We start from the raw sequence: 20,617 nt of genomic DNA, 5'->3' as shown, positions 1-20,617 counted from the left end.
CTAACAGCTTTGCAAAGCGTGAGCGGCTCTGATTGGAAAAATCGAGATCTACCGCGTCTTGCGAGCCCTCGGACGCGAAAGCGCTAAGAGGTTTACTCTTGGCCAGTCAGGCCTCGCCGCGATCTATTCATGGCTGGCAGAGATGGAACCGACGTACGCTGTGCCTGACTGCTTTCTTGAGACGACTTTGCCACCGAGATGCTCCGCGGCGGCCGCACATTCTTTCAATTTAGAACGAAGGCGAAACCAACGTGGGCTTGCTATCGCAGTTTCGGTGACGGCTTGTCTGTTCAACAATTCCGTACTTGCACAAAGAGCGAGCGGGGTTGATGCCAGTAACCACCCAGTGGATCAGGCCAGCAGACGACGAGAGGCTTCTGACCACGTTGAAAAGTTCCGGGTCGACCGGGAAATCAGCTCTCCTGTCCCGGCGCCAGCACCAAGTTCCGGTGTGCCCTTCGAAAAGCGCGCTAATGCGGACAGGCCTACCCAGACAAGCACGCAAACGACCATCGACTTTGCAAGGTACGATAATCTGCGTGAAAAAGGACTGTGGTTCAACATACCTGGCCCTGCGGACACGATCGATCAAGACAAAGGCGGCGTCAGATCGGCGCTTGCAGATGTCGGAATCGGCTACATCGGCTGGACACAGAACAGCTTTGCAAACAACCTGCTGCCGAATGCCGCCAGAAGCACTATCGCAAACCAGCTTTACATGGGCCAGAATCCGACCTTCGCGTCGGCAAACTTTATGATAGTGACCTACGATCTCAGCCGATTTGGCATTTCCGACGGACAGATCGTCCTAGGGGTCGAGCAGCAATACTCGACGTGGGATCGCCCGGGTCCAGATCGAGTTGGTCTCAACACGCTCGCCTACTATCAGACTTTCTTCGACAGGACCGTAGAGCTAAAACTTGGCTACCTCAGAAACCAAAATGAATTCGCCGGCACCCTGTTCGGAGGGATTACAGGATCGAACATGGCCGCCTTGTTACAGGCAGGCATGAGCACCAATGCCGCACCGACGCCTGCGGTCAACCTGAAGTACAATTTTGACCCCCGCTTATACAACAAGGTCTCCGTCCAGCGCTCGATTAGCCCAGATGGTCCCTATGTGCAGATAACGGAAAATCCCACGGGCTTGAACTGGAGCACGCCCCATGCGGGCATTCTTCTCGTTGATGAAGCCGGCTACAAGAGCAAGGCAGCTTCCGGCGTACCGGACACATGGCTGCGGGCGGGCGTTGGTTTCAACAGCAGCCGGTACACAAGTTTGACGGATCCCTCGCGGCGGAGTGAAGACGGGAATAACTTTCACTACATCGCTGCGGACAGGCAGTTCTGGCAAAACGACGCAGATGGGACCCCATCTCGAGGCATCTACGGCGGCTTCTCCATTATGGGAGCTCCGGCGGACCTGAATAGAATCAGCCGGTATTATGAGCTTCGCCTTTACGCGAGGGGCGCATTTGACAGTCGATCCAGCGATCTGATTGCGCTCGTTGCTAGCAACACGAGCTGGAGCAAATTTGCGGTGGATGTAGCCTTGGCTGGAGGCCGGCTTGCGCATCGCGATACCACAGCAATTACCGCAACATATACGGCCCATCTTGCTCCAGGAATATATGCCGGTGTGGGACTATCATACGTTCATAACCCCACAAGCATCACCCACACGCCCCAAACTGAACACGCCCTCAATCTGTTGGTATCTACGTTGATATTCTTCTGATCATCGCAAACGGTCATTTTGATTCAACCATCACGTGCTGCATGGGAATTGAGGCTTCGCGATATTGTGAAGGGACCAACTGCATCTGTGCCAGACCAGCCTGTTAGGGTCCGCCAGCTATAAGAACCTATGGAAAAGAGATAGATCCTAGGAAGGCCGAGGCAGTGTTCTAGAAGAGCCTGGTTCCAAACGCGTCATTTCCGCGGTTGGCCACCGCGAACAACGCTCCGCGCGGAATCATGGTCACGTCAGGTTCTCGAAAGCTTACCCGACTAGGCAGACCTGTTCAGGTGATCCTAGAGGTGAGGTTAGCGTGGACCCGCAAGAATATGACGCATTTAACTTGCCAGATTGGTCGCAGGTGCAGCACGCAGTCTCGCAAGAGCCGCAGACGAGCCAGTTTGGAAAAGATCGCTTTGAGCAGCACCTGGCTGAGGCAAAGCAGGTCGAACCCGCTCCTGTCGCCGGTGAAAGCTCCTATCCCCATCTATCTACAGAGGACCGGGACCTGATCGACAAGGCGATTGCTCGATATGTAGATGAGAAGAACCCACAAACGAACACGGTCAGGCTCTATACTCAGGCACTTTGTCGACTCGCGGATGATTTCCGCGCCCGTGGCCAAACAACTGATCTAAAGGACCACCAATCCCTGCTTAATCACCGAGATACTTACTTTCCGAAGGACGCCCTCATGAAGACAGGCATAAGCGTCCTTCGAGCCTATCATGATTCCGGTCATTTAGTTTCTCGTGGGCGACCGCGCGCGCTCCCCTCAGCTAAGGACGCATCTGAGCATGCCCAGCAATTCCCGGACGAGGCGATGGATCCACGTGCCCGGAGCAATCTTCTGGCTAGCGAGGAGGTCCCCGTCAATTATGAAGATGACACAGCTCAATCGAGAGCAGCTAAAAGACAAAGGACGCTGAACGATCCGCAAGAAGTTCAGGTATATCGGAAACCGAGCGCAAGCGCCGCTTCAGGAGAAAGTGGCGGAGCAATGCCGGTCGCCTCAACGGGCGTCATAATTCGGGGACGATGGGACAAGCGGCCTCTTTACCCCGAAGATGCTGCCGATATCTTCAGACTTGAGAAAGCGCTTATTGAGAGTGGCGCGGCGGCCAGTACGGCGAAGCAGCATGCAGGTTCACTTCTTGGCTATAGCCGTTGGCTCTTCGCAAAAAGCAAACCAAGCATTGTTGCTCGGCTGGGCGGCAAATCGCTGAGCGATGGCAGTGACGTGCGCGAGTTCAGCGGTGCCTCTGATAGTAACAGTCTCGTTAGAGCATTAGAGCATCTGCGGACCTTTCGGTCGACGGGGGCCATCATGCCCATCGTGCGTCCAGGGCGTCGCGCTAAGCTCAATCCTTCCCTCCAGAACGTGACGCGCATCAATCCCGAAGCCGGTTTACTGGCACACCTGACACGCATCGACAGCACCCCTGCGCAGCACCACGCGTCGTACGAAGCCAACCGGCAAGAAGAGCATCACGAGGGACACGACAATCAACCTCTCCCGGCTCTCCTCGAAGGACAGGTCGCAGTCGATCCAGAGCAGCTTCGTCAGGAGCAGCTTGGGCACCTGCGAGACCAGCTTGATGACCATGCCATCCCCTCCCCAGTTTCCCCGCCTTCTGAAGAGCTTCAGCAGCTGGAAACGGAGTTGCGTAACGAGCTGCTCCGGCAATCGGAGGATCCTCCTCCCCCCTCGTTTTCCTTTGATCCAGAAGCGCTTGTCATTGATCTGGACCAGTTCTCTCCCGCGGAGTTTCGGCGACTGCTCGAGGATGAAGACACACAGGAGCTTACCGAGGGGCGTGATGATCAACCCGCCACCTCGGCTTTCATCCATGAGCGAGTCGCACTCAGTTCGGAGCAGCTCCCTCAGGCCGACCTTCGCGATGATGCACCCAGCCAATTGCCAGCCTCCGTCCCTCCAGAAGAGCTGCGGCAACTGGAAAAGGAGTTGCACGACGCACTTCACGGATTACGGGACGATCACTCCTCTCCTCCGGTCTCCATTGATCCAGAAGAATTTACTTTCGAGCCGGAGGGGCTTTCTCCAGGGGAGCTTCGGCGACTGCTTGATGATGAATAATTAACGGAGCTTTAGGAAGGGAATGACGTCCGCGTTCGAAAAGGGTGCGGATTCCGACGAAGTCGCCCAGGCGTACCGATATGAAGTCGCCCGTGGATTCCGAGACGATGTCGCCCACCTTTCCGATTTGATCTCGCCCAGCGGCGAGGCGTTCTGGCCGGCTGGTTCTCTGGCATCGGTCAAGCCGCGCGGTCAATCTGGAATCGCGACTTCAACCTTTTTTCTTCTTCTGCGGTTGCTGTGGGCATGTGGGCAACGCGGTTGCGTTGTCCAAGCGCAGCGGCATGTCCACAGCGCTCAGGTCTTTCGGGCGGATTGCCGGGTTCGGCGCAGGCTCTCACCGCTGAGGTCGAGCCGATGGGCATTGTGGACCAGGCGATCGAGCACGGCGTCGGCATAGGTGGGATCTCCAATGAGCAGATGCCACTGGTCCACGGGGAGCTGGCTGGTGACGATGGTGGAGCGATGACCGTAGCGATCTTCGAGAATTTCCAGGAGGTCGTGACGGGCGCCGGCATCGAGCGGCTCGAGCCCCCAATCATCGAGGATCAGCAGATCGACACGGCCAAGGCCGCGCAGCAGGCGTGGGTGACGACCGTCGCCGCGGGCGAGCGCCAGATCGTCGAACAGGCGCGGGACGCGCTGATAGAGCACGGAGCGATTGTCGCGACAGGCCTTGTGGCCGAGCGCCGAGGCGAGCCAACTCTTGCCGACGCCTGCCGGGCCGCAGATCAGGAGATTGACGTGGTCGTCGATCCAACGGCCCTCGACAAGCTTGGCGAACAGCGGGCGGTCGAGACCGCGCGGGGTGCGGTAGTCGATGTCCTCGACGCATGCCTGCTGGCGCAGCTTGGCGTAGCGCAGGCGAGTGGCGAGCCGTTTGTCGTGCCGCAGCGAGGCTTCACGTTCGAGCAGCAGAGCAAGCCATTCGGCGTGACCGAGGCTGCCAGCCTCACCGGCGGCTTCGATGTCGGCGAAGGCCTTGGCCATGCCGTGGAGGCCGAGGGCGTTGAGGCGGTCGAGGGTCGGATGGGTGAGCAAGGGACGGTCTCCTAGTTGTAGTAGCGCGGTCCGCGGATGTTGGCATGCAGGATCGGCGCATCGTCCGCGGAGCGCTGGTGAGCGGGACGCCGATCGAGATTGTTGGCGAGGATCGACTTGACCGAGCCATAGGTGCGCGCGCCGATGTCGATCGCCCGCGCAGCCGCCGCGTCCAGCCGTTCGCGCCCATAGGAGGCGGCGAGCCTGAGGATGCCGAGGCAGGCGCGGAAGCCTTGTTCGGGGTGCGAGCGCTCGTCGAGAATGAGGTCGCACAATGCGCTGGTTGCCGGCCCGATCGCGGCGGCGTCCTGACGGATACGCCCGATAGTCCAGCCGGCGTAGCGCCGATGGCTGGAGGCCATGTGCTCCGGCACGGTGGTGTGCTTGTGATTGCCACTCATGCGCTGATGCGCGGTAATCCGCTCGCCCTTGTGGAAGATCTCGACGGTGCGGGCGGTGAACCGCACCTCGACCTCGGCACGCGCGAAGCGATGCGGAACGCTGTAATAATGCTTCTCCACCTCGACGTGGTAGTCGAGGCTGACGCGGCGGATCCGCCACTCGGCGAGCACGTAGGGGCTCGCCGGCAACGGCTTGAGCGCCGGCCGGTCGATCTCCTCGAGCAGCCGGCGGCGCGTCACGCCGAGCCGCCGGATCGGCCGCTCCTCGTTGAGCCTGGTGAGCAACTCGCCGATCGCTGCGTTGACCTCGGAGAGGCTGTAGAAGACGCGGTGGCGCAGGCGGCCGAGCAGCCAGCGCTCGATGATGAGGACGGCCTGCTCGACCTTGGCCTTGTCGCGCGGCTTGCGAGGTCGCGCCGGCAAGACGGCCGTGCCGTAATGCGCGGCCATCTCCGCATAGGTGCGATTGATCTGCGGGTCGTAGAGGCTCGCCTTGATGACTGCGACTTTGGTGTTGTCAGGCACCAAGAGCGCCGGGACGCCGCCGATCACCGCGAAGGCGCCAACATGGGCGCTGATCCAGTCGGCGAGCCCCTGGGTCCACGTCGCCTGCGCGTAGGTGAAGCTCGAGGCGCCGAGCACGGCGACGAAGATCTGCGCCGTCCTCCGCTCGCCGGTGAGGCGGTCGACCACCACCGGCACGCCGTCGCCCGCGTAGTCGACGAACAGCTTGTCGCCGGCCGCGTGCGCCTGGCGCATCGTCACCGACAGGCGTCCCTCCCAGGCGCGGTAAAGCTCGCAGAAGCGCGAGTACCGGTATCCGCCGGGCTCGGCGCCGATGTACTCCTCCCACAGGATCGACAGCGTCACGTGCTTGCGCTTGAGTTCGCGGTGCACCGCCGCCCAGTCGGGCTCGGCGATGCGGCGATGACCCTGCCGGTTACCGTTGCCGGTCTTGGCGAACAGGCGGGCCTCCAAGGCCGCGTCCGTGAGTTCGTCGGGCAACGGCCAGCTCAGGCCTGCGGCCTCGAACCGCCGGATAGTCAGCCGCACTGTTGAGGGCGCCGCGCCCATCCGCCGAGCAATCTCGCGGCTCGGCAGCCCAGCCGCCTTCATCCTGATCACATCGCGCACACGGCGCATCGCAAGCCTCTCCGTCGGCATCCAGGGTCCCCCTTCGCAAAGCCGAAAGGTTGACCCTATGGGAGCCAGAAGAGGTCTCGTCACCCGGGCGACATCATCCCGGAATGGTGGGCGACATCATCTCGGAACGGGTGGGCGACTTCAAATCGGAATGGTGGGCGAGATCATCTCGGAATCCTGGGCGACATCGATCGGAATCCGCAAAAAGGGCACATCGATTTAGGCGATAGGCTGTTCGCAGGGATAATTGGGGGAATCCTGGAGACAGGCGTGCTCGCTCCTCCTTGTGCGGTATCAGCAAACGTGATGGTACCAGCTGACGTGAGTACCGGCCATTCAAGTGCGGTATTTTGATAATTTTTATGAGAAGGCTTGGGCGCCGACTTAAATCATGGCGCAGCGAGCGGGCCGACGCGCTCCTGTTTCAGCACCACGAACACGGCACGGCGAGCCAATGATAAAGCGGCACCATGAGGCAAACGCCGCGTGCGTGGGACCGATCGTCATGCAACTAGACGCCTGCCGGATGTTGACTCGCCCGATGCGGATCTTGCAGGGCAGCTTACCCTGTACCCAAACTTCCGTTTTGAATGGGTTGTTTGACTCGATCGGGTCCGCGCCGCGCTCGCTTGAGGCGACTTCGTCGGAATCCGCACTGAGCCAACATCGCGCTCGAAATCAGGCGTGTATTCCCGCCCCAACTCTGCGATCTGCATAAATTGGGTGCATGGCCGGTCAAGCGACGCGCGAAGAACGCCTCGGGCGAGCCGCCGGCGGAGCATTTGGAATACTTGTTCACCGAGGTTGTTCGGGATAGACGCGAACGCGCTGGCGCCCTTCGCTTTCCACCAACTCGCCCCTATAAGGCACTCCGCGGATCTGGAAATAGGTCGGCCGCCCGGGCTGCGGCATGATGCGCTCGCCTTCCAAAACGCGTACGAGGTAAGGCGGCAAGAACCGCTCCCTATGCTCCCAGCCGCCCCGGATAAGATGGCCAAGATCGACAACACCTTCCACGGTTTGCCTTGCGCTTGCGATTGGCGGTGGACGATGCTGCGGCCGGGATGACCCGGCCTCGTTCATCCCACCGGCGCGCGGGTGATGAACCAGGCGGACATCCCTGCGACCGCCTGGTCCAAAGGTCGCCGAATAGCGCTCTCCATTGATCGCAAATTGAGTTGGCCCGAACTGATTTGGCAGCAAATTGATATTGCCCAAGACATCGATCAACACGTCTGAAGCCGGCTGGGAGCCGTGGCGCCAGTTGGTGCCCACGATCGCTCCAATGTCCCGCAATTCCGGAGCCGCTCCCGGCCATCCTGCGAACGACGAGGCGGGTGCAAATTCAGGTGCTGGCGCAGAGCGCGCATCGTCACGCAAGTCGTGGGCTGTAGGTGGATCCAGATCAACGAAGGAGCCGAGACCGCCGTAGATGTTCGACGATTGGGGCCGAACTGACGACGACGATGCGGGCTCTTGCATCTGCTGCCCAAGCCAGGCCCATGCGCCTTGGCTTGGGGTGGCTGGAGTCGCAGGAAGTTCGACTGGCAGATCAGCGTGGGCGGCCCAGGGCGGCGCTGGAAGCGGTGACACAGGACCATGGATTTGCTCGCCGAGCCAATCCCAGGATCCCGCGCTCGGCGTGGCCGGCGTTGCGGGAAGCTGCTGGGACGAGCCGGCCTGCCATCCGCTTTGCGGCGCCGGCATCGATGAACCAGATCCATGCATTTGCTCTCCAAGCCATTCCCAAGCTCCCGCGCTCGGCGTGGCGGGCGTTGCGGGAAGCTCCCGTGGCGAGCGGGCCTGCCGAGCAGCTTCCGCAGCAGGATGACCCGGATCCTGAGGAGGCGGCAATCCAAGTGCCCTGTTCGCCTCAAGGATTTGCTGGTAACGGCCGAGCCTGACCAGATCAGCGCTAATCTTGCTGTCCTCCGTTTGGCGCTTGTACGCCTCCACATCCTGGGCGAGACCAGGAGTGGACAGCCGACCGGCGATCGGCGGCCTGTCATTGGTCTGCAGCCACTCACTCAGCCTGAACATGCGGCGGGTTTGCCTGTCGATCGTCTTTGGGTCGATCCTGTGTGTCGCCTTTTCCGCAGCCGCCCACATGCCGATGAGGGTTGCGTCGTCAGCATGAGGAGCCAGCCGGCGGACATCCGCCGCCAGGGTGTTTCCGGCGCCGACTTCACGAAGCTTCTTCAGGGCCGCCTTGATGCGCCTGCCGCGGTCCTTTGCGTAGGTGTCCACGTCCTCATCGAGCTCAGCTTCAAGCTGGTGGTTTTCCACATCGGGATTTTCCAGCTGCGCGTTTTCCAATTCCCGGCGAATTCGATCGGCGATCGAGGGCCTGCCGGCGTCGCTCAGTCGCGCGCTCAAATGGCGCAAATCGGCTGCCGCATTCTTGATGGTCCCGTCGCTGAGATTACCCGCCGCCTTGTTTCTGAAATCTTCAATAAGCTCCTTGTCCTCGGCAGAGACCCCGCGCGTCCGGCCCGGCTGCCTTGCATAATCAATTCGCACATTCGTCGAAAAGACGTCAGATTGGCCAGCGTCGCGCGATAATTTTTCGTTCCCACTTCCGCCGAGGACGTTGCCGATTCCCGACTTGAAGCGTGACCATAACCCGCGACTTTTTTCGCTCTTGGCCGAGGCGGCAGACACTGCGTCCGGAAAGCTGTAGCGTGAGCTGCTGAACAGATCGTCTCGCAATCTAGACTGCGGTTGTGCCGAAGTTGGAAGCTGACAGTTGGGAATGTCTACGCTCCGACGCGTACCGCCTAGCGCACTCTCCCTAAAAGCGGAGTGCGGCGGCACCCGCATCGAACCGCCGAAGTCGCCCCGCCGGACTGCTCGACCACCTGCTGCGGGGGACCGATTAGGCGAAGTTGAGTTCCCTTCATCAGACCGATGGAGTTTCAGATCCTGCAGCCGCCCTTCAAAGTCACCCTGCACGCTTGGGCTGCCTGCTCGCTGGCCAGCCCGCCCCTGAAGGGCGGCGTACTCGCGCATCCAGGCTCCTGAATCGAAGAATGGGTCGACCGGATCCATCCTGCTCTCCTCATGTTTGCATAGACCCCTGCAGCAATCGTACGGCGTGGATTACGGCCCAATAGCAGCTCGTTCTGCAAGCGTCAGATTCTCGATTGTTATAGCCGCAACCTTTCGAACAGCTGACGAGATCAGGATATTGCTGCACGCAAAGGCGTCGCATCCGAAGCCGCCTGACGAAGGATGGAGTCCATCCAGTTTTGCCGCACCTCTTCGCCAGCCCTCGGCTTGAGCCGACGAAATTGACGACCGATCTGACAATGGGTCGCCTGAGCGGGTACCAGTCTCGAGTCGATCATAGGTGACGAGATCTTGTCGCCCTTGGCATTAACTTTGGCAGTGAGCCTGCTGCAGGCGCGCATTGATGATTCGCAAGGTCTTTGCTTGACGCAACTGGGAGCGCTCTCGTGCCTTGGTGTTCCACGTTTTCTTGACTGACGTCCTGAGAGACCGAATTGTCTTCGCTGGTGTTCCATAGGTCCTGCTTCGAAAGGGAGGTTCAGCCCCAGTGGCCGGCGAGCGCCCATTAGAACGACCTGAAAATGTTCTTCGAGAAGATGTGCAGGCCGTCCTGACTCACAGCAACAACGCCGAGCGCCTCTTGTGATCAGAAAGGTTCACAGTTTGCTCAGCGCGCAGTTCGCTTACGGGCATGCCAAGCCCACTCGGCAATGAACATCCGGCACACTTCAATTCGCTCACTTCGATGGGGCTCAATCTTTGACTGAGGGGCCCAAGGCTTCTTGTGCAGTCTTGGGACCAACCCGCGCGAGCGCACGCACGACATCACCTGCACGACGGCTTGGCGGTCGTAAGCTGCCAGCGCAGTGCATGCTTGAACTCCACAGCTTGCTTGCCAAAATGGAGCTCGCGGGAAGCACGCGTCAAATAGACCTGGCGAACAGCTAGCTTCCTCGTCAAACCGAGCTGGCGGCTGCGGTAGCGCCCGTAACTAATGATTCGCCGCTACTTGCCTTGCTCTCCTCGACAACTTTTTGACCGACGAAGTTTTCGTCCCAAAGGTTTTCGACCGCACGCAGCTATGCCGTTGCCTCGCGCGCAGGACCTTTTATCGCTCGACAAGACAGAAAGGCCTCGATCGACGGCAGCCGCTTTCGAAGGTGCAAAAGCACCTTTGAGAGCGATCGGCTAGCTTCACGATCGATCTTTTTGTACCGCCGCAGAGCAATGATAAATTTCTCTGCGGCGGTACGGAGCCTCATAGCTCGAGGCCACGCTCTGCGAGCACACGGTGCATGACCTCGCCTTTGATCTCACCAGCGATCTCGTTTCGGACTTGGGCTCCGAGCACCCGCTCGGCATCTGGATCGCCTAGAAGATCATGCTCGGCCAGTCGCTGATCCAAGCGGGTTTGAAACACTTCGCCCATGGCTTCGAGCACTCGGTCTCCCATCGCTGCATGTTCGTCCGGAGCGATGCGCTCCAGCACCGTCTCCCAGGGTTGCCAGCTGCTGGCCATGTAGTCGGTGAACTCGCTTGCCTCCCGTTCCCGGACCAGGTCAAGCGCCTCCGTCGCATCGCCCTCGCTGACGTGAGAGACCTCCAGGAAGCGCATGTCAGGGGCGAGATGACTGAGCTCGAGCGGCTCGCGCAGCCGATGTTGATAGGCCAGGTAGACTTCGATCTCGTCTACGTTCGGGTTGCCGCTGGTGAGCGAGTCGATCCTGGCGCGCGCGATCTCGTCCAAAGCCTCCAAGCGGAAGGCGACGCGGCCGCGCTGGATCAGATCACGAAGCCGATCGTCATAGACCCCGTCCTTGACCTCGGCGTTGATGCGGGCGGTCTGCATACCATTCCAGTGCAGGGTGACGCGATCCTCGCAGCTCGTGTTCGCCTCGGAAGCCTGCCCAAAGAACTGCTCGCGCAATGTCGAATTGGCGGCCGCTTGCCGCAGATTGTCAGCCACTGCCTGCCGAAACTGGTCATTGCCGTAGTTCACAGTGCCTCGTAGCCGATCTAGGAACTGGGCATAGTCCTGGGCGCCCGGCTCATCGGCAAAGTTCTGCCATTCGGCCAGCGCGGCCGGGTCGTCTGTGAGCCAGTGTGCGGCAGCCTCATGCAGGGATTGCTGCGCAAGCTGCGGAGGCCCTTCAGCCGCCGCAAGATGAGCGAGGACGTGGTCAGGCAGCGCGTTATCGGCGAGCTCGAAGCTCTCAAGATGCGGGTAGTAGAGGCTATTATTCGGCACAAGAGCATCTAAAAGACCTTCGGGCAGGCTGGTTAGCCGGTTACCGCTGACATTGAGTGATTGGAGCGTGCTCGGAAGTGGGTCGGGCAGGTTGGTCAATTGATTGCCGCTGACATTGATTTCAATGAGCCACGAAGGGAGGGAGTCGGGCAGCTCGGTCAGCTGATTGCTACTGACCGCAAGCGATGTGAGCCCGCTCGGAAGAGCGTCCGGCAGGCTAGTGAGCCGGTTGTCGTTCGCGTTCAGGATCTGGAGCCCGGCCGGAAGGTTTGCAGGCAGACTGGTCAAGGCGTTGTCAGCAACCTCCAGCTCAGAGAGGGTCGCCGGAAGATTGTCCGGCAAACTGGTCAAGCGATTATGGCTAATGAGAAGATGCTGGAGACCGGGTGGGAACATGGCGGGCAGGCTGCTTAGCTCGTTGTGTCTGGCGCGCAGTTCCCGCAGCCTGGGCGGAAGGGCGGCGGGTAGAGCGGTCAGCGTAAGCGAGGACAAATCCAGCGAGCGCGAGCCTGTATTATCCGAATTCCTGATTCGCCTGCGCCCCTGTCGCCTATTCTCGGCTTCGCCCTGCCCTTCTTCGGCAACCCAATTGTCCAGGATCTGTGCGCGCGCGCAGGCTGGGGTCCGATACCCTGTCAAGGATTCGACCAAATTCGCGACGGCACGATTGAAGCCGCCGAGGTAGCTTTCCTGCTCCACCTCTTCAAATGCGTCCCGGGAGGAAGCCCCGCTCCGCTGTGCGTGTCCTGTGTCCATCAATCTCTCCATCGTCAGAGCTAAAGTACACCTCCGCTTCCCGAGGCCGCGAAGCAGCTAAGTCGGCAGAGCAAATGATGATTCGAAGGCCTGTGTGCGTGGGCCGCGACTGCCGTCCAGCATCTCTTCGACAAAGGCCGATACGAGCCCAACCTGGGCAATAGATCGATACTGCTGCCCGCGGTCTGCCATCTCGTCCGGCCAGATAAGTCCGGAGAACCGTCAACGCTGGCAAGCCTCCGCCCTTAGCAGGCCCACCTGTCGGTCAGCTGACGGTGTCGCTGCAAAGACCCAGATTGTTGGGCTCGCCACCAACGGCGAATACCAGCACGGCAGCGATTGTCTTGGCACGAGAGAGGACCGAGGCAGACGTTGGACAGCGTGCGCTCTTGCTTCGCAGGCAATTGGCGAAAGGCACCGCCGCCCGGCGCGGTCGTTATACTTGAGCCACTACTGCGTGCTTGTGCGCAGAAACGTGTCAGCGGAAAATATCTTACGGTCGGGGATTGGCCGATCAAATCATGCGCTCAGGGTCATGCCAGCTTCGTGCCATCGGTGCCACTTGCGGTGATGGTCTGTCAGCTTATCGAAAGCTAACTGTCTTAGGTCCTAGAGCATGTCACCACGGGCTTGTGTCTACTCAGTTTCGTAAGGAGGGTGAGATGGATCCTTTTGAGGCAGGACAGATTCAGCGCGGCGGTGGCATTCTTTCTGCATCTTCCGGACAGGAGGGTGGGGAAAACGGAGCGGCGGCGGCGCAGTGGAGCGCCCTCGCGACAGTCCGCGCAGAAAGCTCCGGAGATTCTGCCCAGGCTGAGGATGAAGGCGAGTTGCTTGAGAATTGGGCTGCTGAACCGGAGGTAGGCCCGCTCGAGGATCGGGAAGAAGCAGTGCGCCGAGTGAATACTCTCGGTGAGACCAGTACACTGGATCTTGGATCGCTGTGCCTTACCAGCCTGCCAAGACTTCCGAGCGCTATCGTTGCGCTTGATGTGCCCTTCAACCGGTTGACCACTCTGCCCGATAGCCTCCCTGCTTCGCTCCGGCGTCTGGACGTTAGGGGCAATCAGCTGACAACCCTGCCCGAACTTCCGACCGAGCTCAGAGGGCTCGACGCGAGCTTCAACCGACTGAGGAGCTTGCCTGGAGTCCTACCTGCTGAGCTCGAGCTTCTCTACCTCGACCACAATCAGTTGCAGGAACTGCCCGAGCTGCTCCCCGCTTCGTTGGAATTTCTCCGCGCCAGCCACAATCAGTTGACGAATCTACCGGAGGACCTTCCAGCCACTCTCCAGTTTCTCGACGTCAGCGAAAATCAACTGACGCGCCTGCCGCGGCACCTCCCTATTTCGCTGGATTTGCTCGACGTCGGCCAAAACCAAATGACGAGCCTACCGGATGATCTGCTGACGCAATTTGCCGCCTCTGGCAGCATAGTTTTGACCGACAATCCTCTGCCCGAGCAGGTGCTCTCAAATCTGGATACTGCCTTACGCTCCGAGGGCTATGCCGGTCCGACCGTCTACCATTCGCGCAATGATGAAAGTGAATTGTCCGAGACAGACGATGAACAGGCCGATGCTCTCATTGAAACGGTCGCAAACTGGCTCCGGGGTAATCCACAGGAGGGTGACCGAGAGGTGCTGGCCGCTTGGCAGAGCGTTGCTGAAGAGCCGGGCGCCCGAGAGTACGCGCTCTTCATTGGCAACCTGTTCGACTCCGTGAACTCTGGCAACGAAGAATTCCGGCAGTCGCTGGCCAATGATCTGCGCCAGGTGGCGCAAAACCCGGAATTGCGTAAGCGCTACTTCCAATTAGCCCTGGACGCCAACGAGAGCTGCGAGGATCGCAGAACTTTGACCTGGAACGGCATGCAGACCGCACGCCTCATCGCAGACGTCGAGAACGGCGCTTATGACAAGAAGGCTCGGCTTCCCGATCTCGTCAATCTTGGCCGGGTCATGTTCCGCCTGGACGCGCTGGAGGGGATTGCGCGCGAGAAGGTTGCCTCGCTAAGCTCGGGCAACAACGTCGAAGACATCGACCCCATTGAGGTCTTTCTTGCTTATCAAAATAAGCTCCGCGAGCGGCTGGGGCTGCAACACGTCGCCCCGAACATGCGTTTCTTTGAGGTTTCGGGCGTCACCGACGCTGACGTTGATAGCGCAGAGACATCCGTGCGAAACAGGGAGGCGGCGGAATTCGCCGACTATTTGGCGGTGGACTGGAAACCTTGGGACGACGTCGTCAGTCACATCGCACCCCAAGACCACGCCGCGGCACACGATGAGCTTATGGCTTCAATGGAAACCGAGTTCAACAGCCGGCTGCAGCAACAGCTCGCCGCCCAAGGGTTGACCGAGGCTGAAGCTGACCTCGTTGACGATGCTAAGCGAGAGTTGGGTGCCGCAATTCGTAGGGAACTCGCCCGTGAGATCAAGGGCGCTCTAAGAGACAAAGTGCTCAATGAGCACGGCCTTATCCTATGAAGCGGCCTTTGCGTATTAGAGCAGCTTCCGGCCCGGTCACTCCTAGGTCGTCCTTACGCCGAATCGTTGTCTCAGCGCGCCGGTGTTTACCAGGCAGAGCTCTGATCGTCTCGGAGATTGTCAAGGCCACTCTTCAGTGAACGAAGCCATTCTCTCTTCTGGGCCGACGAGACTCTGGAGACCAAATCTGCAACCGAGAATGGTCACAAGAATTGGTAACGAAAGTTTGTCATGCGCGCAATGCGTTGGCCGGCTCCCGGGGCTTCCTCCCAGGTCAATGGCTAGATCGGCATTGTGATCGCGCTTCATCCGGGCGATGCGTTCATCTGACGGCTTTTGCTCCGCTTGATCTCGCATATCTGTACGAACTGCGGTCATCCATATATGCGTATGAGCCTCAAATACTCGTTTTTCGATGGATGGCGATGGGCGCGCCTTCGTCCTCGGCCGCCGCCGCCCATCGCGCGAGTGTCGATGTGTCCCGTCCGCTGACAAACGCGGGATCGTCGCGGCGCAGGAGTTCGAGCGTTGCAAGCTGATCGATGGCATCGCCGCCAGCGTCCATCTGGCGCACACGCGCGGCGACCGCCTCTAATTCGGCCGCGAGAGCTGACGCGCTGTTAGTCATCGCGCCGTTTCGGTCGAAGCTCTTTCAACGCTTCGTTGATCGCGCGCGCAATCAGAACGCGCACCTCGACCTGTGCGCATTTCGATCTCGCCAAGCGGCCCGACACGGAAACCAGGGGCTCGTGTCCGGCCGCAATTCGGACCTTGCGCGCATATTCGAGCTTGGTCGCATCGGAGTAGCTGATGTTCAGATCGCCCGCATCGATCAGGGCTGCCGCGTCACGCGACCATCAGGCATCCGCATCAACGCAGCCTGCAATTTCTTGCCGATGCTCATGCGCTCACCATGTTGGCCCGCATGGCCTACGCACGCTGGCGAGCGAGCCGCGCAACGGCTGTGCTGCATAAGATGTCGATTGGGTCGGCGACTGCAACGACGTTGCAGGCCTCATTCGCATCCTCGGTGGCCGGTCGAAAAGCGTCCGATAGGCGATGAGCGGTAGTCATCTCGCCAGCTCGGCGACGCCTGATTGCACGATAGAAGATGGAGCCCACGCCGATGCCAGTCGGCGGGCGTTTTTTCAGAGCTTCCCATTTGGTTTGGTGTCGTCGGCATCATAGTCGGGATATTTCTGCGACCACCTGCCGAACATCGCGAACCCAGCAGCAGAGCCGCTGGTCGCGGCATAGAGGGACGCTGGCGTCGTTCGGGATCACCATCAACGCCGCCTAGACCTAATCGAGGTCCAGATCGGCGCTGGCACACGCCACGGCCTGCTCGCTGTATGCTGCGAATGGATCGTTCGCTTCTGTATGCGCCTGCTCACCAGACGGCGCGCTCGATGACGAATTCCTTGTCCGTATTTCTGCGACGCCTTGTCGTGGTGGCGGTTTCGATCAGCCGAGCCGGCGCATTTGCGATGGGCTTATCTTCAGCTAGCGATACTCACCAACGCCGGCTTGACGCTGGGCGGCGCGGTCACCATGCCGCCGTCGCGCTTGATATCCACATCCGGCGCGAGCTTGCCGCTACGGCTCCAGACCTTGAAGTCGGCGCCGGGGCGGGCGAAGTAACGATGGATCGAACCGCTGGGGCTGACCGCTATCAATGTCTCGGGCCACGGTCCATGCTGGGCTTCGAGCGCAGCCATCGAGGCGAGACCATCAACGCCGTGACCTTGGACGGCGTCGGCTTCAACGACGAAGATGCCGGACACTGTGCCAGTGACGACAGCGACATCGGCCTCGGGCCATCTGCGGAAATCGCGGCCGATTTCCTCGGGGTCGGATGTCTTGCTCCATTGCCTACCGTTGCTGTGCTCAGCCGATTTGTAAGACTGTTTCGTCCCAGGTGGTGCGGGAAAAACCTCGAAGCCCATCGCGCATATTTGAGAGCAGCGGTCGCGCACGCGCTCATTGGTAGTCGCCTAACGTGCTGGGCGAGCCATTCGGCGAGATATTGGCGACGAGCGTTGCGATCAGTCGCGACTTCGCCTAGAGAAGACTTAGCAATCATTGCTTTCTAAAGGGCCTGTGGTTGTTTACGCGCAACATTTCGCCCCGCATTAGTGCCAGCCGCTGCGGGGGTTTTGTCTGGGCTGATGCAGTGAGTTAGAGGCACAGTCGATCCTGGCCGCTGCATTTCGAATGCTTAAGCTGCCGCCGGCCGCGCCTCACGGCCAACAGCACCCCGCCCGACTGCGAGAGCCCGCACCTGGGCGCCGATGTGCTGCGCGGCGCGGTCGCGCCTCATCATCACTTCCTGCGTCACGATGCCACCCTCCAACGTCGCATAGGGCTGCATCATCTCGGCGAACTCGATGCTGTCTGGCGCCGGCAGAAAGAGATCGATCCTATTCCGCGCGGCCTTGATGCGGACGGTGCGGATCAAATGCGAGACGTTCACGATATTGATCTCGTCCGCAACGTAACCCTGGTTTGCTCGCGACCGCGCAGCAGTTGCTGCGATCGCTTCCGGTGTCGCTTCGCGGGCGCCCCATGCGAGGTGAGCACGCGTGTCATCAGTCTCGCGAATGAGGTGAACGATCGCGAACAGCGCGTCGGTCGAGAGCTCCCCTTCGGCCGCGCCTACCACCGTGAGCAGAGTGTCGCTGAACACGCGCTCGCCAGCGTGGTGCTGAGCGTCATAGCGAGGGCATCGACCGGCAGATACCAAGAGGACGCAAATGCGTCACGGCGGCCGAAGGCAAGTGCGATCCGGCCGGGACGCGCATCGATTTGAGGGCCTCCTCGCCGATGTCGGTGACGAGCTGAATTTGGGCTAGCGTCAGGCGCTACATTGAGTTGTGTCCTACGTGCCAAAACGGTGTCGCGACCCGCCGCTAACAGCGGCGAGTTCGTGGTGGCCGGATTAGGTGGTGGGGGGGGGGCCCAGCGGGCGATGCCGATGCCGCACGGCTACGTGACTGCCAAACAAAAAGCCGCCCGCTAAGGGCGGCTTTTTGCGGACACAATGTCCCCTGCGTTAGGCGCGATTAAAGATCCTGGAAATCCATCAAGTCAATCCTGTTATCCACAGATTTCTGCAAGCCGATGTCACTTGGCCACCCAAAAGTGGTCTAGTCGCCCCTCGCCAGGGGCAGCCACGCGGCAGATTGCACGCCCTACCCGGCCTCCTCCCTGTTCGGTCGCATTCGCGAATCACCTAAAGTCGGTTTCGTGGGTGCCGGAGGCGTAGCAGGTGAACGCGCAGCATAGAAAGATCTCGGGAGCATACTACACTCCCGAGGCAGTCGTCGCGACTTTGCTCAATTGGGCCGTTCGCGACCAGTCGGATCGGCTTCTTGACCCCTCTTGTGGTGACGGCCGATTTATTGCGGGTCACCGCAACTCAGTGGGCATCGAGCAGGACCCTGCTGCCATTGGCACCGCGATCTCGCGCGCGCCGTGGGCGCTGGTGCACGAGGGTGACCTATTCGCCTGGGCTGCTAACACCAGTGAGCGATTTGAGTGCGCGGCCGGTAATCCGCCTTTCATTCGGTACCAGACGTTTAAAGGCGCCGCTCGCGAACGAGCGCTTGAACTCTGCAAGCGTCTAGGCGCCAACTTCTCGGGGCTCACCTCCTCCTGGGCGCCCTTCTTAGTCGCAACGGCGAGCCTTCTCAAAGAGAATGGGAAAATGGCTTTCGTCGTCCCCGCCGAGATCGGACATGCTCCATACGCCGCGCCCTTGCTGGAATATCTAATCGGCAACTTCCGTCACGTTCACGTGGTCGCGGTAAAGGGCAAGCTCTTTCCGGATTTGTCGGAGGATTGTTGGCTGCTCTATGCAGACGGCTTCGGTGGGAGCACAGCCTCAATTCTGTTCTCGGCAGTCGAGCAGTTCAGGCCAAACAGCAGACCGCCTCGAAATGCGATCCGTGTATCTGTTTCCGAATGGCGCACCAAGTGGAACCGGCGGTTGCGGCCGTTCCTTGCCCACGCTGACGCAAGATCACTTTATGAGGAAATTGCGTTTGATCCTCGCTCGCGCCGTATGGGTGATGTCGCTTCGGTTGGTATTGGCTATGTGAGCGGTGCAAACGATTTCTTTCACCTGAGACCATCAGAGGCTGAGCGGCATCAAATTCCATCTGACCTCCTACATCCGTCGGTGCGGAACGGCCGCGCTTTGCCTGAAGGCACTTTGACGCGAGCCGTTGTGCGAAAGTGGGAGCAGCAAGATGAGCCGATGCTGCTGCTCCGGCTTTCAAAGGACCAGAAGCTCCCGACATCGGTTCGGCGCTACTTGGACACAGATGCGGGCCACGAAGCGCGGGAAGCATACAAATGCCGTGTCCGCGACCCGTGGTTCGCGGTACCGGATGTCCAGATCCCAGATTTCTTTCTCAGCTACATGTCGGGTCGTGCGGCCAGCCTCGTTCGCAATGCCGCCGGCTGCACCTGCACCAATTCTCTGCACGCCGTCCGGGTTCGAGACAAAGCGGCCATGGCCACCATTGTCGAAACTTGGAATACGCCGTTTACCCAGTTGAGTTGCGAATTCGAAGGTCACCCTCTCGGCGGAGGAATGCTAAAGTTGGAGCCGCGTGAAGCAGCCCAGATTGTGGTGTCAGCTCCCAATCAGGCAAAGTTATTATCCTCCGCAGTAATTGCCGAAGCGGTTGAGAGGATGCAGCGCTGGAGGCACTATGACGCCGTCCAGTGAGATGACTGATGCTGATGTTCGAGTGTGTCAGTGGAAGAACGAAGCCGAGGCGCTGACCCACTTCGCGACGTATTCTGGACCAACACAAAGCCAACAGCACATAAAGCCGCTGCATTGGTACGTGGCATGCCGCCTTGTACTTGAAGGAGGCTTCCGTCCAGAGGAAATAACCCCACGTCCTCCGTTCGTTGTACGTAAAAAACGTGACGAATTCCTTTTGGAGTACGATGCGAGCGCAGCTCAAGGCGGCGAAGCGACAATCCTGGGCGGCTTGAAAACCAAAAATGTCGATGTGGTCGTTGAAAAGAGTGGGATCGGGCCAGTGCTGGCCGTCTCCTGCAAGGGCATGACCGGCGCCTTTCGCAATCTCACGAACCGCATGGAGGAAACCATTGGTGAATGCACCAACCTCCACATCACTTACCCAGCCCTTGTCTTTGGCTATCTTTTCGTAATCCGCGCGAACAGATTGGAAGAGGAAGCAATTGCGAAGACCCTTCTGGAAGGTCTTCCGGCCGCGCGTCAACTTGCTGCGAATGACATCGCAATTCGGGTAGGTGGAGAACCAGTTGAGGGCATAATCCGCTTTCACGCCGCTCTGCGCGAACTGACCGGCCGTCGCGGCATTCGTGACGATGTAAGCCGATACGAAGCTGTTTCACTCGCGATGATTGACATGCTGCATGGAAACGTCGGCGGTCTTCTGCCGGAGTTTCCGCCAACAGGCAGCTCCCTCCGGATTGAAGAGTTCTTTAAGACCTTGTATCTGCGGTATGACGAGCGCTTTGTTTACAGCGCGCCAGCCCTTAAGGACATAACAAGCCGATTGGAGTGGTCCGCTTCGTCGCCCGCGCTGCAATCCCGTGGTGAGGCCGAGATCGGCTTTGAGACCCGTGTTGCAGGTGATACATGAAAGCTCTCATGATCTGCCAATGCGAGTGCAGGACTCAGCGGCAGTA

At 59.9% G+C, this 20,617-nt stretch carries 12 protein-coding genes; 5 read left to right on the top strand and 7 right to left on the bottom strand.

The genetic code is table 11. The annotated features are described in order from the left end of the window. Positions 1 to 346: 346 nt before the first annotated feature. Both ACVW16_RS25060 and ACVW16_RS25055 read left to right on the top strand, forming a co-directional pair. On the top strand, positions 347 to 1,738 hold the full coding sequence (locus ACVW16_RS25060) for a carbohydrate porin (RefSeq protein ID WP_456701707.1): 1,392 nt from the start codon (positions 347 to 349) through the stop codon (positions 1,736 to 1,738). A gap of 313 nt (positions 1,739 to 2,051) precedes the next feature. Next, on the top strand, positions 2,052 to 3,836 hold the full coding sequence (locus ACVW16_RS25055) for a hypothetical protein (RefSeq protein ID WP_456701706.1): 1,785 nt from the start codon (positions 2,052 to 2,054) through the stop codon (positions 3,834 to 3,836). 297 nt (positions 3,837 to 4,133) lie between these two features. On the opposite strand, the gene istB is transcribed toward ACVW16_RS25055, so the two are convergent. The 4 genes from istB to nopM all read right to left on the bottom strand — a co-directional run bounded on the left by istB (position 4,134) and on the right by nopM (position 12,434). After that, complete coding sequence (gene istB, locus ACVW16_RS25050) at positions 4,134 to 4,877, bottom strand: IS21-like element helper ATPase IstB (RefSeq protein WP_456763500.1); 744 nt, start codon at positions 4,875 to 4,877, stop codon at positions 4,134 to 4,136. An 11-nt stretch (positions 4,878 to 4,888) separates the two neighbouring features. Beyond that, positions 4,889 to 6,421: an IS21 family transposase gene (gene istA, locus ACVW16_RS25045; RefSeq protein ID WP_456705175.1), complete on the bottom strand. Its 1,533-nt coding sequence runs from the start codon at positions 6,419 to 6,421 to the stop codon at positions 4,889 to 4,891. A gap of 795 nt (positions 6,422 to 7,216) precedes the next feature. Further along, positions 7,217 to 9,130, bottom strand: coding sequence for a hypothetical protein (locus ACVW16_RS25040; protein WP_456701705.1), 1,914 nt, complete (start codon positions 9,128 to 9,130; stop codon positions 7,217 to 7,219). Positions 9,131 to 10,688: 1,558 nt separating this feature from the next. Beyond that, a complete protein-coding gene (nopM, locus tag ACVW16_RS25035) occupies positions 10,689 to 12,434 on the bottom strand; it encodes a T3SS effector NEL-type E3 ubiquitin ligase NopM (protein WP_456701704.1) in 1,746 nt (581 codons plus the stop codon). A gap of 662 nt (positions 12,435 to 13,096) precedes the next feature. Between nopM and ACVW16_RS25030 the strand changes: the two genes are divergently transcribed. Then, positions 13,097 to 14,923 (top strand): NEL-type E3 ubiquitin ligase domain-containing protein, encoded by a 1,827-nt coding sequence (locus ACVW16_RS25030; RefSeq protein WP_456701703.1) that lies wholly within the window; start codon positions 13,097 to 13,099, stop codon positions 14,921 to 14,923. 397 nt (positions 14,924 to 15,320) lie between these two features. Here the strand turns inward: ACVW16_RS25030 and ACVW16_RS25025 are convergent, their stop codons facing one another. The 3 genes from ACVW16_RS25025 to ACVW16_RS25015 form a co-directional block, all read right to left on the bottom strand. Beyond that, a complete protein-coding gene (locus tag ACVW16_RS25025) occupies positions 15,321 to 15,488 on the bottom strand; it encodes a hypothetical protein (RefSeq protein WP_456701702.1) in 168 nt (55 codons plus the stop codon). A 934-nt stretch (positions 15,489 to 16,422) separates the two neighbouring features. Next, positions 16,423 to 16,869: a bifunctional DNA primase/polymerase gene (locus tag ACVW16_RS25020; protein WP_456701701.1), complete on the bottom strand. Its 447-nt coding sequence runs from the start codon at positions 16,867 to 16,869 to the stop codon at positions 16,423 to 16,425. A gap of 272 nt (positions 16,870 to 17,141) precedes the next feature. Then, positions 17,142 to 17,609 (bottom strand): hypothetical protein, encoded by a 468-nt coding sequence (locus ACVW16_RS25015; protein WP_456701700.1) that lies wholly within the window; start codon positions 17,607 to 17,609, stop codon positions 17,142 to 17,144. A 582-nt stretch (positions 17,610 to 18,191) separates the two neighbouring features. Between ACVW16_RS25015 and ACVW16_RS25010 the strand changes: the two genes are divergently transcribed. Together ACVW16_RS25010 and ACVW16_RS25005 are read left to right on the top strand one after the other, a co-directional pair. After that, positions 18,192 to 19,658, top strand: a complete 1,467-nt coding sequence (locus ACVW16_RS25010) for an Eco57I restriction-modification methylase domain-containing protein (protein ID WP_456701699.1) — start codon at positions 18,192 to 18,194, stop codon at positions 19,656 to 19,658. Continuing rightward, on the top strand, positions 19,642 to 20,571 hold the full coding sequence (locus tag ACVW16_RS25005) for a hypothetical protein (protein WP_456701698.1): 930 nt from the start codon (positions 19,642 to 19,644) through the stop codon (positions 20,569 to 20,571). Before ACVW16_RS25010 ends, ACVW16_RS25005 begins: the two co-directional genes overlap by 17 nt. The last annotated feature ends 46 nt before the right edge of the window (positions 20,572 to 20,617 follow it).

Source organism: Bradyrhizobium sp. USDA 4474 (assembly GCF_054057515.1).
The sequence above is the reverse complement of the archived record's forward strand: the minus strand, read 5'-3'. Positions and strand labels throughout refer to the sequence as shown.